14 protein-coding genes are annotated in these 14,280 nt (G+C 75.7%); 5 read left to right on the plus strand and 9 right to left on the minus strand.

What is annotated here, in order from left to right; translation table 11 throughout:
* Positions 1 to 172 precede the first annotated feature (172 nt).
* The gene (locus tag WJX68_RS12470; protein ID WP_340289973.1) at positions 173 to 1,090 is read right to left on the minus strand and encodes an alpha/beta hydrolase; all 918 of its coding nucleotides are present in this window, start codon (positions 1,088 to 1,090) and stop codon (positions 173 to 175) included.
* Between the two features lie 52 nt (positions 1,091 to 1,142).
* Positions 1,143 to 1,769, minus strand: coding sequence for a DUF1275 family protein (locus tag WJX68_RS12475; RefSeq protein ID WP_340289975.1), 627 nt, complete (start codon positions 1,767 to 1,769; stop codon positions 1,143 to 1,145).
* A 45-nt stretch (positions 1,770 to 1,814) separates the two neighbouring features.
* Here WJX68_RS12475 and WJX68_RS12480 point away from each other — a divergent pair, with 45 nt between their 5' ends.
* Positions 1,815 to 2,315, plus strand: coding sequence for a hypothetical protein (locus tag WJX68_RS12480; RefSeq protein ID WP_340289978.1), 501 nt, complete (start codon positions 1,815 to 1,817; stop codon positions 2,313 to 2,315).
* Positions 2,316 to 2,403: 88 nt separating this feature from the next.
* Here the strand turns inward: WJX68_RS12480 and WJX68_RS12485 are convergent, their stop codons facing one another.
* Together WJX68_RS12485 and WJX68_RS12490 are read right to left on the minus strand one after the other, a co-directional pair.
* Positions 2,404 to 2,895 (minus strand): Dps family protein, encoded by a 492-nt coding sequence (locus WJX68_RS12485; protein ID WP_340289981.1) that lies wholly within the window; start codon positions 2,893 to 2,895, stop codon positions 2,404 to 2,406.
* 126 nt (positions 2,896 to 3,021) lie between these two features.
* Complete coding sequence (locus WJX68_RS12490; RefSeq protein ID WP_340289984.1) at positions 3,022 to 3,432, minus strand: universal stress protein; 411 nt, start codon at positions 3,430 to 3,432, stop codon at positions 3,022 to 3,024.
* A 146-nt stretch (positions 3,433 to 3,578) separates the two neighbouring features.
* Between WJX68_RS12490 and WJX68_RS12495 the strand changes: the two genes are divergently transcribed.
* Genes WJX68_RS12495 through WJX68_RS12505 form a run of 3 tightly spaced genes read left to right on the plus strand, consistent with a single transcriptional unit; the run spans position 3,579 to position 6,616 of the window.
* Positions 3,579 to 4,577, plus strand: coding sequence for a Bug family tripartite tricarboxylate transporter substrate binding protein (locus tag WJX68_RS12495; protein ID WP_340289987.1), 999 nt, complete (start codon positions 3,579 to 3,581; stop codon positions 4,575 to 4,577).
* Positions 4,574 to 5,107, plus strand: coding sequence for a tripartite tricarboxylate transporter TctB family protein (locus WJX68_RS12500; protein ID WP_340289991.1), 534 nt, complete (start codon positions 4,574 to 4,576; stop codon positions 5,105 to 5,107). Before WJX68_RS12495 ends, WJX68_RS12500 begins: the two co-directional genes overlap by 4 nt.
* Before the next feature lie 3 nt (positions 5,108 to 5,110).
* The gene (locus WJX68_RS12505) at positions 5,111 to 6,616 is read left to right on the plus strand and encodes a tripartite tricarboxylate transporter permease (RefSeq protein ID WP_340289994.1); all 1,506 of its coding nucleotides are present in this window, start codon (positions 5,111 to 5,113) and stop codon (positions 6,614 to 6,616) included.
* A gap of 37 nt (positions 6,617 to 6,653) precedes the next feature.
* Here the strand turns inward: WJX68_RS12505 and WJX68_RS12510 are convergent, their stop codons facing one another.
* The 5 genes from WJX68_RS12510 to WJX68_RS12530 all read right to left on the minus strand — a co-directional run bounded on the left by WJX68_RS12510 (position 6,654) and on the right by WJX68_RS12530 (position 12,290).
* Entirely contained in the window at positions 6,654 to 7,694 is a 1,041-nt protein-coding gene (locus WJX68_RS12510) for an LLM class flavin-dependent oxidoreductase (RefSeq protein ID WP_340289997.1), read from the minus strand.
* Positions 7,691 to 8,536: an SCO6745 family protein gene (locus WJX68_RS12515; protein WP_340289999.1), complete on the minus strand. Its 846-nt coding sequence runs from the start codon at positions 8,534 to 8,536 to the stop codon at positions 7,691 to 7,693. The genes WJX68_RS12510 and WJX68_RS12515 overlap by 4 nt, the downstream gene beginning before the upstream one ends.
* A 66-nt stretch (positions 8,537 to 8,602) precedes the next feature.
* On the minus strand, positions 8,603 to 10,435 hold the full coding sequence (locus WJX68_RS12520; protein ID WP_340290001.1) for an NAD(P)-binding domain-containing protein: 1,833 nt from the start codon (positions 10,433 to 10,435) through the stop codon (positions 8,603 to 8,605).
* 160 nt (positions 10,436 to 10,595) lie between these two features.
* On the minus strand, positions 10,596 to 11,411 hold the full coding sequence (locus WJX68_RS12525) for a DUF1684 domain-containing protein (RefSeq protein ID WP_340290003.1): 816 nt from the start codon (positions 11,409 to 11,411) through the stop codon (positions 10,596 to 10,598).
* Positions 11,412 to 11,462: 51 nt separating this feature from the next.
* Complete coding sequence (locus WJX68_RS12530) at positions 11,463 to 12,290, minus strand: hypothetical protein (RefSeq protein ID WP_340290004.1); 828 nt, start codon at positions 12,288 to 12,290, stop codon at positions 11,463 to 11,465.
* Between the two features lie 100 nt (positions 12,291 to 12,390).
* Here WJX68_RS12530 and WJX68_RS12535 point away from each other — a divergent pair, with 100 nt between their 5' ends.
* The gene (locus WJX68_RS12535; RefSeq protein WP_340290007.1) at positions 12,391 to 14,277 is read left to right on the plus strand and encodes a hypothetical protein; all 1,887 of its coding nucleotides are present in this window, start codon (positions 12,391 to 12,393) and stop codon (positions 14,275 to 14,277) included.
* Positions 14,278 to 14,280: the final 3 nt, after the last annotated feature.

A 14,280-nucleotide genomic window follows, 5' to 3' on the forward strand; every position in this document is an offset into this window, starting at 1 on the left:
AGCAGCGCCGCGCGGGAGCAGCGCCGCGCGGGAGCAGCGCCGCGCGGGAGCAGCGCCGCGCGGGAGCAGCGCCGCGCGGGAGCAGCGCGCGCGTGGCAGCAGCGCCGCGCGGGAGCAGCGCGCGCGTGGCAGCAGCGCCGCGCGTGGCAGCCGGGGCGAGGAGTGGCGTGGGTCAGGCCAGGGCGGCCCGCAGCGCGGCGCCCGCCTCGTCCAGCATGGCGCGGCTGTCGTCGACCGCCCCGCCGAACTGGGCGAAGCCGTGGATCATGCCCGGCGACTCGCGCAGCTCCGCCTTCACCCCGGCCGCGTTCAGCGCCGCGGCGTAGGCGGCACCCTGGTCGCAGAGCGGGTCGAACTCCGCGGTGACGATCATGGCGGGCGGCAGCCCGGACAGGTCGGTCGCGCGGGCCGGGGACATCCGCGGGTCGAGCAGGTCCTCCTCGCCGGCCAGGTAGTGGTTCATGAACCACTGCATCCAGGCGACGGTGAGCAGCGGGCCCGCGGCGTTGCGCGTCATGGACGGGCTCTCGTCGGCGGCGTCGACGGCCGGGTAGATCAGCAGCTGGAACCGCAGAGCGGGCCCGCCGTGGTCGCGCGCGTGCTGGGCCAGCACGGCGGAGAGGTTCCCGCCCGCCGAGTCGCCGCCGACCGCGATCCGGTCCGGGTCGGCGCCGAGGTCCGCGGCGTGCGCGTGCACCCACTGCAGGGCGGTGACCGCGTCGTCGACGGCCGAGGGGAACCGGTGCTCGGGCGCGAGCCGGTAGTCCACCGCGACGACGACCGCGCCCGCCCGGTTGGCCAGCACCCGGCAGACCGGGTCGTGGCTGTCGAGGTCGCCGATCACCCAGCCGCCGCCGTGCAGGAACAGCAGCACCGGGAACGGGCCGGTGCCCTCCGGCGTGTAGATGCGGACCGGCACGTCGCCGGCGCGGTCGTCGCGGACCGAGGCGACCGGCTCGGGCGGACCGGACAGCCCGACCATCTCGCGGATCATGGCCCGGTTCTGCGCGACCGTCATGGTCTCCGGCGGCGGGCCGCCCTGCTCGGCCATGAGGGTCAGCAGGGCTTCCACCTGGGGGTGCAGCGGCACGAGGGCTCCTTCGACGTCGTCGGCGGGCGGGCGGGTCGCGGCCCGCCCGCGATCATCCTGCGCCCGGGGCCGTGCCGCTGTCACGTCTCCCGGCGGCGTGCACCACGACGGCCGCCCCGGCCAGTACCGCGGCCAGCGCCGGCACCACGGCGGGCAGGTGCTGCAGCGCCAGCCCGCCCGCGACCGCGCCCAGCACGATCGCGCCCAGCTGGCGCAGCGCCGACAGGCGCCGGCCGTCGCCCGCGGCGAGGTCGGCGACGGCGCCGGTGAGCGTCCCGGTCATGTACGTCGTGGACTGCCCGAGCAGCTGGGCCACGCTGCTCTGCGCGCCCATCGCGACCGCCGCCGCGGCGAGCAGCGCGGTCGCCGCACCCGGCAGCAGCGGCCAGAGCACCGCGAGCGCCGCCAGCACCGCCGCCTCGGCCGCGAGCGGCCCGGTCACCGCGTGCGGCCACCAGCGGCGCAGCAGCGACCAGAGCCCGACGCCGGTGACGAACCCGGCGACCGCGACCGCGGGCGGCAGCAGCCCGCCGGGGTCGCCGGCGGCGACGGCGTACCCCGCCGTCACCAGGTTCCCGGTGACGACACCGGCGAAGGCGCCGCCGAGCGCGACCACCGCCCAGACGTCCACCACCCCCGCGCACGCCGCCAGCAGGGCCAGGACCACGGCTCGTCGCACGACGTGATCCTCCCGCGGCGGGCGCGATGGTGGCAGGCTGGGCCGATGCAGCTGCGTGCGACCGCCACGCCGGCCGGGGTGCTCCGGGTGCGCTACGAGATCACCGCGGACGGGCGCGCCGTCACGGGATGGACCGCGCGGACCTGGCGCCAGCACCGCGACCTCGTGATCGACGGCCATCCCTACGCGCTGCGCTCGGAGGGCATCGCACGGTTCGCGCTGGAGGGCGAGCTGCGCGCGCACATCCAGCGCTCGGTCGACCACCCCGACGGCCCGCTGTCGCACCCGCGCTGGACGGTCGAGCTCGGCGACCTCACCTACCGGATGACCGGCTCCGGGCTCGGCCGCCGCTTCGCCCTGCTCACCACCGCCGACGCGCTCAACGAGGCCGGACGGGTGTGGCGGACGACCGGGCTGCGCCCGTCCTACGGAGCGGAGCTGCCCGACGCGCTGCCGCTGCCGGTGGGGGTGTTCGTGCTGTGGGCGGCGATGGCGATCTGGCGGGCCACCGTCGCGGCCGCCGGGACGGCCGCGACCGCGCGCTGACGACGGCGGCCAGCCCCGGCCGCGCACGCACGACGGCGCCGGACGCCGTGGTGGCCGCGTCCGGGGCCGGGTGCGGTCGTGCGGGTGCTCAGACCTCGCCGCGGTAGCCGGCGGCCTGCGCCTGCCACATCCAGCGGGCCTCCTCCAGCGCGCGGCCCAGCTCGATGAGCAGGTCCTCGGTGAGCGGGTCGGCCTTGCCGGCCTGCTCGATGCGCGGGCGGAGCCGCTCGACGGCCGCGTCGACCGTCGCCGAGATGGTCAGGACGGTCTGCTCGTCGGACACGTAGCCCGCCGGGTACTCCGGCAGGCCGGTGTCGCGCCCCACGGTCGCCGCGCGGCCGTCGGGTGCGACGCCGATCGCGGCCGCACGCTCGGCCACGTCGTCGCCGTGCTCGCGGGCGAGGTCGACGAGCTCGTCGAGGTGCAGGTGGATGTCGCGGAACTGCTTGCCGACGAGGTTCCAGTGCGCCTGCTTGGCGACCAGGGAGAGGTCGACGAGGTCGACGAGCGTCTCCTGCAGCACCCGACCGGTGATGTCGGTGGCGCCGCTGTCGAGCGGGCTGCTGATCGGGGTGGCCATGAGGTCACGACTCCTTCGCTGTCGGTTCGGGACTGCACCCGGAGTGCCCCGCCGGGGCTCCGACCATGCGCGGACGTGATCTGCTCGACACCCGGTCAGGTATGCCTGACCTGGGGAAAGAGAACCCTACGAGCGGGCCGCGTGGGTGACGAGCACCGGGATCGGCGACTCCAGGACGATCCGCTGCGCGGTGCTGCCGGTGAGCAGCTTGCCGACCGGGCTGCGCCGTTTCACCCCCACCACGAGCAGCTCGGCGCCCTCCTGCGCGGCGAGGTCGAGGACGGCCTCGGCGGGGTCGCCGCCGTCGTCGACGACCCGGACCTCCGCGTCCGGCTCCCCCAGTGCCGCGAGCCGTGAGCGCACCGACGCGCGCAGCGCGTCGTCCCCCGCGCCGTCGGCGGGGTCGGTGTCGAACCGCTCCTGGCGCGCGGTCACGAGCACCGTCAGGCCCACCCCCCGCAGCCGGGACTCGCGGACCGCCAGGTCCAGGGCGGCGTCGCCCTCGGGCGTCGGGCCGTAGGCCACACAGATCGTCATGTCGCTCCTTCGCGCGTCCGGACGCCACGGAGACTAGCCACCGATTCCGGACGAACCGGAGAAAAGTTCGTTGTGGTCACAGCGGTCGTAGAGTTTCCGATCCGGACACTGGAGGACACAGCGGACGTGTGCCAACGTCTGCGCCCATGCCACGACGGCAGGTCATCGCAGCCCTGGGAATCGTCCTCGTCACCGCTCTCGCGGTGGCCGCCTTCACCGACGCCGCCCGGTCCGGGGAGGGACAGGCGGCACGCTCCAACCTCACCATGATCGCCCCCGCGGCCGCGGGAGGCGGCTGGGACCTCGTCGCCCGCGAGGCCCAGCAGGCCGTGCGCACGGGGAACGTCGTCAACACCGTGCAGGTCGTCAACATCCCCGGCGCCGCCGGGACCATCGGGCTCAACCAGCTCGCCGGCCTGGCCGGGGAGGAGACCACGATGATGGTCACCGGCACCGTCATGCTCGGCGGCATCAGCCAGTCCGGCAGCGCGATCTCGCTGCAGGACACGACGCCGATCGCGCGCCTCGCCGAGGACTTTGAGGTCGTCGCCGTCCCGGCGGACTCGCCGTTCCGCACGCTCGAGGACCTGCTGGGCGCGTGGGCCCGCGACCCGGCCGCGCTGCCGATCGGCGGCGGCTCGGCGGGCGGCATCGACCACATGGTCGCCGCGCAGCTCGCGCAGGCCCGCGGCGTGCCCGTCGAGCGGATGGTCTACACCCCGCACCCGGGCGGCGGCGAGCTCACGCTGAGCCTGCTGTCCACCGCGGCCGGCACCGTCGGTGTCGGGATCTCGGGCTACAACGACTTCCGCGACCTGGTCGAGTCCGGGCAGCTGCGCGTGCTCGCCGTCGTCGCACCGGAACGCCTCGCGGGCGTCGACGCCCCGACCATGGACGAGCTCGGGCTCCCCGGGGTCGACCTCGTCAACTGGCGCGGGCTCGTCGCACCGGCCGGGATCGGCCCGCAGGCCCGCGCCGAGCTGGAGCAGATCACCCGCGAGATGGTCGCGACCGAGTCCTGGGACGAGGCCGTGACCCGCAACCGCTGGGTCCGCAGCGAGGCCTACGGCGAGGAGTTCGAGCGCTTCCTGGTCTCCGAACAGCGCCGCATCGACGATCTTCTGAAGGAGCTGGGGCTCGCATGAGCGGCCGTCCTGCACACCTGTCCCGGGGCGCGCTCGTCGTCCCCGCGATCCTCGCCGGGCTGGGCCTGTTCCTGGTCTACGGCACCGTGACCATGGACGTCGTCGGCGACGGCGGCCTGTTCGGCCCGACGACGATGCCGTGGATCGTCGCGGTGCTGAGCTTCGTCGTCGCCGCGCTGCTGGCGTTCGACATCCTGCGCCCGCGACCCGCGCCCGACGCCGGTCCCGGCTCCGACACCGATTCCGGCTCCGGCACCGGCCCGGGGGACGAGGCCGCCGCCGGCACCGGCGTCAACGCCCCGGCCGTGCTCACCGCGGTCGGCGGGGTCGCGGCGTTCGTCGTCGTGCTGCCCCTGCTCGGCTGGATCCTGTCGGCGACGGGCCTGTTCGTCGTCGTCGCGGCCGCACTCGGCAACCGCCGCCCGGTGCCGATGCTGCTCGGCGGCCTCGCCCTGGCCTCGGCCGTGCAGGTCGTGTTCAGCGGGATGCTCGGGATCTCCCTGCCCGCCGGCTTCGTCGGGGGGTTCTGAGCCGTGGACCAGATCACCAGCCTGCTCGGCGGCTTCGCCGACATCCTCAGCCCGTCCGCGCTGCTGTTCGTGTTCCTCGGTGCCCTCATGGGCACCGCGGTCGGGGTCCTGCCCGGCCTCGGCTCGGCGATGGCGGTGGCGCTGCTGCTGCCGCTGACCTTCGTGCTGGAGCCGACCAGCGCGCTGATCATGTTCACCGGCATCTACTTCGGTGGCCTGTTCGGCGACTCCATCGCCGGGTTCCTCATGAACACCCCCGGCAACTCCACCGCGATCGCCAGCACCTTCGAGGGGCACCGGATGGCGTTGCGCGGCCGGGCCGCGCAGGCGCTGGCCACCGGGGCGATCGGCGCGTTCATCGGCGGCATGGTCGCCTCGGCGCTGGTCGTGTTCTTCGCGCCGACGCTGGCCTCGCTCGCGACCGGGTTCGGCCCGGCGGAGTTCCTGGCGCTGGCGGTGTTCGCCTTCGTGGCGATCTCCGCGGTCGTCGCGGACTCGGCGATCCGCGGCGTCGCCGCGCTCGCGATCGGGCTGACCCTGGCCCTGATCGGGATCGACCAGCCGTCGGGGACGCCGCGGTTCTCCTTCGGGTTCTCCCCCCTGCTCGACGGCGTCTCGATCGTCGTGATCACGGTGTCGCTGCTGGCGCTGGGCGAGGTGTTCAGCCAGGCCGCGAAGGTCGGCCGGGCCGACGAGCAGCACGCGGTCATGCCGAGCGGGCGGTGGTGGCTCTCGCGCGCCGAGTTCCGCCAGGCGCTGCCCGCGTGGCTGCGCGGCACCGCGATTGGCGTGCCGTTCGGCGTCATCCCGGCCGGTGGCGCCGAGGTGCCGACGTTCCTGGCCTACGGCACGGAGCGCCGCCTGGACCGGCGCCGGGCCGAGCCGACGTTCGGGAAGGGCGCCATCGAGGGCGTCGCGGCCCCGGAGGCCGCGGGCAACGCCACCGCGGGCACCGCGATGGGGGCGCTGCTCGCGCTCGGCCTGCCCACCTCGGCGACCGCGGCGATCCTGCTCGCCGCGTTCCAGCAGTACGGCCTGCAGCCCGGCCCGCTGCTGCTCGAACGCTCCGGGGACATCGTGTGGGCGCTGCTCGCCGGGTTCTTCCTCGCGATGATCGTGCTGCTGATCCTGAACCTGCCGTTCGCGCCGCTGTGGGCGCAGCTGCTGCGGGTCCCGAAGTCCTACCTGTACGCGGGCATCGCGGTCTTCGCCGCGTTCGGCGTCTACGCGGCCGGCGCGAGCCAGGTCGACCTGGTGATCATGCTGGTGATCGGGGTGCTGGGGCTGGTGATGCGGCTCTACGACATCCCCGTCGCCCCGGTGCTCATCGCGGTGATCCTCGGGCCGCTCGCGGAGTACTCGCTGCGCGACGCGATGGGCAACTCCGGCAACGACCCGGCGGTGCTGGTGTCGAGCCCGATCACGGTGACGCTGTACGTGCTGCTGCTCGCCGGGCTGGCCTGGACGGCGTGGCGGCGCTGGGCGGAGAAGCGCGCCGCCGACGTGTGAGCGGCGCCGGCCGGGCCGGCCCGGCCGGCGGGGGCGGTCAGACCGCCCGGGCCAGCTCGACGGCGCGGGCCAGGGTCGTCAGGCGCTCGTCGAGGGTCTCCCCGGCGGGGTAGAGCCGGACGGTGTCCACCCCCGCGGCCGCCCAGTCCCGCAGCCGTGCCGCGACCCGCTCCTCGGTGCCGACGAGCGTCGTCCCGAGCACCATCTCGTCGGTGACCGTCGCGGCCGCGCCCGCGCGGTCCCCGGCCAGCCAGGCGGCCCGGACGGCGTCGGCCCGCTCGCCCCAGCCCTGACGGCGGTAGGCGTCGAAGTAGAAGTTCTGCTCGGCGGTGCCCATCCCGCCGAGGCTGAAGGCGATACCGGGCCGGCGGGCGTCGACCATCGCGGACTCCTGCGCGGCGTCGGCGGCGAAGGCGACCTCGGCGCCCTGGCAGATCTCGACGGCGGACCGGTCGCGGCCCGCGGCGCGCAGCCCGGCGTCGAGGTGGCCGAGGTAGGCCGCGGCGCCCTCGGGCACGAAGCTGGTGCCCAGCCAGCCGTCGGCGATCCGCCCGGTCAGCTCCAGCATCCGCGGCGACAGCGCGGCCAGGAAGACGGGCAGGTCCGGCACCGGCGACGTGGACAGCCGCATCGGGCGTCCGGCGCCGCCGGGCAGCGGGACGGCGACGGTCTCGCCGTCGTAGGCGACCCGCTCCCCCGCGCAGGCCGCGCGGATCACCGCGACGGTCTCGCGCAGCCGGGTCAGCGGGCGGGCGAACGGGACGCCGTGCAGCCCCTCGATCACCTGCGGGCCGGACGGCCCGAGCCCGAGGACGAAGCGGCCCCCGCTCATGTCGTGCAGGGTCAGCGCGGCCTGCGCGACGGCCACCGGCGAGCGGGTCCCGACCTGGATCACGCCGGAGCCGAGTCGGATCCGCTCGGTGCGCGCGGCCAGGTAGCCCAGCGCCGACGGCGCGTCGGAGCCCCACGCCTCGGCGACCCAGCAGTCGTCGAGGCCCAGCTTCTCGGCCTCGACGACGAACTCGACGGTCTCGCGCCAGTCGCCGCCCGACGCCTCGACCGTGGTCGCCGTCCTCATCGGCGCACCAGCCCGACCGGGTTCCCGGCCGGGACGTCGCCCGCGGCCAGCACGGTCGCTGCGATCGGGGCGAGCAGCGCCGCGAGCTCGGCGGTGCGCCGCTCGCCCAGCGCGGCCCAGGGGCGGGCCGCCGCGTCGTCGGTGCGGCGCTCGATCTCCCCGCGGACGACGGCGCCGGTCGCGGTGAGCGCGCCGGACGCGTCGGCCCATCCGCGGCGGCGCGCTTGGTCGGCGCCGGCGACCCAGGCCTGCTCGTCGAACCCGCGGGCGGTGCGCAGCCACTCGCCGTCCGTGTCGCCCGCGGCGGCCTTGAGGTGGTGCGCGAGGACCGGGCCGATCCCCTCCGCGACCAGGACGGCGACGTGGCCGTCCCCGCGGTGCTCGCGCAGGGTGGTGGCGGCCTGCCACAGCGCCGCGAGCGGGTCCTCGGGGCGGGGCAGGTCGGCGTTCGCGGCGGCGAGCACGCGCCCCGGCACGTCGATCTCCGACGCCGCCGCCCACGCCAGGTCGGCCGCCCGCCCGACCGCGTCGGGCACGCCGGCCCGGCGCAGGGCCGCGCACGCCCCCGCCAGCCGCGCGTCCAGCGCGGCCTGCGGGGTGCACAGCGACCACACCGACGGCAGCGCGCGGGCCGTCATCGTGGCGGCGAAGCCGTGGAACGCCGCCGTCACCGGGCCCGGCCCGACCGGGCCCAGCGGCGCCGCCCGCATCGCGAAGTAGCCGCGCCAGAAGCCCCGGAGCCCCGCGCGCTCGGCGGACGCGCGGGACTCCGGGGCGAAGTAGACGACGTCGTGGACCGGTTCGTACTGCTCCCACAGGGCACGGGCGGCGCTCACGCTCACCCCCGCACCGTAGGCCGTCGTGCATGGTTCCCGGGACCGGAGCGCCGGGAACCACGCACGGGGCCGTCAGGCCAGGTGGTGCCGCTCCTGCAGGGCGTACACCGGGGTGTCGATGCCCTCCTGGCGCGCCTTGAGCTGCAGCGCCAGGTACAGCGAGTAGAACCGGCTCTGGTGCAGGTTGCCGCCGTGGAACCACAGGTTCTGCTGCTGGGTGGGCTTCCACATGTTGCGCTGCTCGCCCTCCCAGGGACCGGGGTCCTTGGTGGTGTCCGAGCCCAGGCCCCACACCTTGCCGACCTTGTCCGCGACCTCCTGACCGACGATGTCGGCGGCGAGGCCGTTCATCGACCGGTACCCGGTGGCGAAGACGACGAGGTCGGCGTCGAGCTCGACGGTGTCCCCGTCCGGGCCGGTCAGGCGCACGCCCTTCTCGGTGAACTCCTGCATCTGCCCGCGCACGAGCTTCACCTTGCCGTCGGCGACGAGGTCGGCGGCACCGACGTCGATGTAGTAGCCCGAGCCTCGGCGCAGGTACTTCATGAACAGGCCGGAGTCGTCGTCGCCGAAGTCCAGCTCGAAACCGGCGTCGGTCAGGCGCTGGTAGAAGTCGGCGTCGACCTCGCGGGCCTTGTCGTAGGCCGGCTTCTGGAACGTGTGCATGATCCGGTACGGCAGCGACGCGAAGATCATGTCCGCGGTGTAGGTGTCCACGCCGTTGCGGACCGCGCGCTCGGAGTAGAGGTCCCCGAGCCCGTACTCCATCAGCGTGTCGGACTTGATGATGTGCGTGGAGGACCGCTGCACCATCGTGACGTCCGCGCCGACCTCCCACAGCGCCCCGCAGATGTCGAACGCGGAGTTGTTGGAGCCGATGACCACGACCTTCTTGCCCTTGTAGGCGTCCGGGCCGGGGTGCTGCGAGGAGTGCTGCACCTCGCCGCGGAACTGCTCCCGGCCGGGGAAGTCGGGCACGTTCGGCTTGCCGGACACCCCGAGCGCGATGACGAGCTGGCGCGGGCGCAGCGTGATCTCGCCCTCGCCCGACCGGTCGACGACGACGTTCCACCGGCCGGCGGACTCGTCGAACTCGGCGCTGCGCGCGGTGGTGGAGCCCCAGTAGTTGAGCTCCATGATCCGCGTGTAGAACTCCAGCCAGTCGCCGATCTTGTCCTTCGGCGCGAACACCGGCCAGTTGTCCGGGAACTTCAGGTACGGCAGGTGGTCGTACCAGACCGGGTCGTGCAGGGCGAGGCTCTTGTAGCGCCGGCGCCAGGAGTCACCGGGCCGCTCGTTGCGCTCGATGATGATCGTGTCGACGCCGAGCTGGCGCAGCCGCGCACCCAGGGCGATGCCGCCCTGCCCGCCGCCGATGATCACGACCTCCGGGTCGCGGGTGCGGCCGAGCTCGGCGAGCTCGTTCTCCCGGCGCTCCTTCCAGGTGACCCGGTCGGGGTTCGCGCCGTGCTCGGTGCCGAACGGGCGCCGGTCGTTCATCGGCTCCTCGTGGCCCTTGAGCTCGTCGAGGGTGGTGAGGAAGGTCCACGCCTTCGGCGCGCCGTCCTCGGAGATCAGCCTTGCGTGGCCGGTGCCGCGGCCGACCGCGGTCTCGAAGCGGAACCAGACGTCGGTGACGCCGTCGGCCTCGGTGGGCTCGGCCGAGAGCTCCCAGTGCGACGGGTCGGTCTGCTCCAGGGTCCGGGTCAGCAGGTCCCGGACGCCGTCGCGGTGCTCGACCGTCTTCAGGTTCCACGTGAAGGAGACCAGGTCGCGCCAGTAGCTCTGCTCGGCGAACAACGAGACGGCTCGGTCGACGTCACGGGCGGACAGCGCGTCGGCGAAGGCGGAGAGCCAGCCTTCGGCGGTCGTGCGCGCCGTGGACTTCTCCTGCGTGGTGGTCACGGGCACCTCCTGCGAGCGGTTCGCCACGACCGCGACGGCGCTCGCCGTCCTGCCGCGGTCGTCGGGGCAACGACGGCAGTGAACACCACGGGCGTGATCCCCGACACCGGTTGCGGGGAGGTTGCAACTCCCCCCGGGCACGGACGCGCCGGTCGGCGCGTCAGGCCGGGCCGGGGTGCGGCGGGGTCCGCTCGCCGGCCTCGACCGCCACGTCCAGGACGTTCCCGGCGGGCGGCAGCGGGCAGGTGGCGTGGGCGGTGAACGCGCACGGCAGGTTGACGACCCGGTTGAGGTCCAGGCGCAGCGTGCCGTCCGGGGCGGGGTCGTCGGTGCGCAGGATCCGCCCGCCGCCGTAGGTCGTGTCGCCGGAGGTGGCGTCGCGGAAGTGCAGCGACAGGCCGCCGTCCTTCCCGGCCAGCGCGACGAGGCGCTGCGTACCCCCGGCCCAGCCGAACGCGACCTCCCCGACCGCGGTCGGGAAGTGCTGCAGCCCGGCCACGACGGCGTCCACGGTCACGGTGCGCGGCGCGTCGTAGGGCGTGAACACCGCGTCGACGACGGCGGCCGGGTCGTACCCCCAGGCCGGCACCCCGGTGAACGCGGTGCGGGTGAGCGCGCGCGGGTCGCGCACGCGCAGCGCGTAGGAGCCGGTGCGCCGGGCGATCTCGACGACACGGTCCCCCACCGCGACCATCGCGCCCGGGGCGCCGTCGACGGGCCGCAGGTGCACGGTGTCCTCCAGCGGGCCGTCCGCGCCGGGCGGCACGACACCGTCGGCGGCGGTCGCGGTGACGGCCACCTCGTCCGGGCCGGCGACCCGCCAGCGGCCCGGCAGCCCGGGCAGCGTGCCGTCGCCGTCGTCGAGCCAGTGCAGCGCGGTCAGCGAGAGCCAGCCGTGCGGCTCGCGCAGGGTCTCCTCGCGGGCGGCGCGCCACGCGTCGTGCGCGGTGCGGCCCGGTGCCTCGGTGCTCGTCATGTGACCCGCAACGCCCCGCCGGACGCGGCTGTTCCGGGTCCGCGTCGCGGGTCAGTGCACGCGCCGGCGCACCGACTCCGGGTCGGGCCGGGTCAGCGCGACCACCCCGGCCAGTGCCACCACCACCCCGAGCAGCGCCCCGCCCTCCCAGCCGGGCCGGATCCGGTCCCCGAGCAGTGCGATCCCGACGACGCCGGGCACGACCACCTCGGTCACCGACAGCACCGCCGTCGCCGGGCCGACCGCGCCGTCCTGCAGGGCGCGGGCGAAGGCCAGCACGCCCAGCACCCCCATCGCGACGACGCCGTACACCAGCGGGTCGAGCAGCAGCGCACCCGCGGTGTCCCAGCGCAGCGGGCCCGGGTGGATCGCGCGGACGGCGAGCGCGGTGCCGCCGAACCCCAGCCCGGCCAGCAGCGCGAGCAGCATCGGCCGCCCGGCCCGCCAGACGAACGGCGCCGCGGCCAGGATCAGCAGGAACGACACCAGCAGCACCGGCGTCGCCGCCTCGGGGAGCGCGTCCGGCCGCTCGGGCTCGGCACTCGCGGCGACCAGGACCAGCCCGGCGAGCACCGCGACGACCGACCACCGGTCGCGCCGGATCAGGTTCCACGGGTTCCACCCGTGGTCGGCCAGCGTGGTCAGCGCGATCGCGCCGGCCAGGATGGACTGCACCGCGAACACCGGCAGGAACCGCAGCGCGACGACGGTGAGCACCCAGGCCAGCACGTCGGCGAGCAGCCCCGCCAGGAACCACGGCTGCAGCCACACCGGACGCCCGTAGCGCGCCAACCTGCTGCCGCGGGCCTCCCACAGCGCGGCGACCGTGTTGCCGGCCATCGCGGCGACGGCGATCAGCAGCGCGAACAGTGTCGTCATCTCCCGGCCCATCCTGCCCGTCGCCCGCCCGGGCGGGCACGGACACGCCGGTCCGCCCCGCACCGGTGTGGTCGTCGGTGCGGACGTGCACACTCGGCACATGCGCATGCGGTTCGGCCCCGACGAGGACGACGCGTTCCACGCGGCGGCCCTGGAGCTGCTCGACGGCTTCGGCGGCTGGCTCGCCGAGAACGAGGTGGTCGCCGAGCCGATGTCGGCGGAGCTGCTCCTGCAGTACAAGTGGCTGGCCGCCGACGGCGACCTCGCCGACTGGCCGCTGGAGCACGTCGAGACCTTCCTCGACGGCTGGTGCCCGCACGTCGTCGCCGAGCACCGGCTGCCGGTGCGGCTCGTGCCCGACAGCGTCGCGGCGTTCGTGGAGTACCTCGACGAGCGCGGGCTGCTCGCCCCGGGCGGCCCGCGGCCCTCCCAGGTGCGGCGGCTGTGTGCGGAGTACACCGAGGAGTACGCCGAGCTGGAGGCCGGGGCCGGGTCGCCGCTGCTCACCGAGCTGGGCGACGACCCCGACCCGGTGCGGATCCCCTCCCCCGCCGACCGCGCGGCGTCCGCCGCGCAGGCCCGGATCCTGCACGACGCCCGCGCGCTGGCCCGCTGGTGCGGCGAGCACGGGCGGCCGCTGACCGCGGCCGGCAACCTGCGGCTGGCCGACGCCCGCGAGCTCGTCACGCTGCTGGGCACCGGCGACGACCCGGAGCGCGGCGGCCGGCTGACCCGCGCCACCCGGCTGCGGACCCTGACCTGGGTGCTGGAGGCCAGCGTGCGGGCCGGTGCGGTGCGCCGCGACGGCGGCCGGCTGGTCGCCGTGCCCCGCTTCGCCGGGCTCGACGACACCTCCGCCCACGAGGACCTGGTCCTGGCCGCCCGCGAGGTCGGCGCGCTGTCGGTCGGGCCGCTCGGCGCGGCCCCGGACCACGGCGACCCCGACCGGCCCCCGCCGCAGGCCGCCACCCGGCCCGGCCCCGCCGCCGGCCCCGACCTCGACGCCGACCTCGACGCCGGGCTCGACGAGGCGGCCACCTGGGCCCTGCTCGGCGACGAGGACGCCGCCGCGTCGGAGGACGCGACGCCCGCGCTGCTGTTCCTGCTGCGCCACGTCGCCGACGGCGTCCCCCACGACGATCTGCGCCACGCCCTGGACGTGCTGCTCGACTGGAACGAGGAGCACGGCGGCGACCTCGACCTCGCCACACCGCACACCGCGACGCTGCTGGACCAGCTCGAACGGCTCGGCGTCGTCGCGTGGACCGGCTCGCGCCCCGTCGACGGCGACCCCGGGGTCCCCGCCGGCGCCCGCCCCGTCCGCACCGGCGGGCTGGTGCAGCTCACCCCCGGCGGGGTGGCCTGCGCGCTGCTGCTGCTCGCCGCGGAGAACCTGCACTACCCGACCCGGCCGGACCCCGCGGTCGCCTCGGCCGCCGAGATCGTCGAGCTGGCCGGGGAGGTGCCGCCCGAGGAGTGGCGCGCCGACATCGACGCCTGGCACGCCGCGCAGCCGGACCCGGCCCGGGCGGTCGCGGAGTTCGTGGCCGCCGCGCTCGCCCCCGGGCAGCCGCTGCTCGTCGCCCTCACCGCGACCGGCGTCGCGGCCGAGCGGTTCGGCGCCGACGCGGTCGACGCGCTGCTGCACGAGCACCTCGACGGCCCGCACCGCGGCATGGTGGCGCGCCGGCTCGTCGCGCGCGGCGCGCTCGACCCCGACGCCGTCGAGCCCGAGCTGCTGCTCACCGCCTCGGTCGACGTCCTGGCCGTCGCGCTGGACACCGTCGACGTCGAGGACTGGCCGGACGCCTTCGCCGCCGAGTTCCCGCGCGAGACCGTCGAGGTGTTCGACGAGCTCTGGCAGCTCGACCACCCGCGCCTCGGCGAGGTCCTGGCCGCGCTGGGCGAGCACCACCCCGACGGCGCCGTCGCCTCGGCGGCGCGGCGGGCCCGGGAGCGCTGGCGCAGCCGCACCGGGGGCGCCTGACCC

This window comes from Pseudonocardia spirodelae (assembly GCF_037727765.1).
Classification (GTDB): Bacteria; Actinomycetota; Actinomycetes; order Mycobacteriales; family Pseudonocardiaceae; genus Pseudonocardia; species Pseudonocardia spirodelae.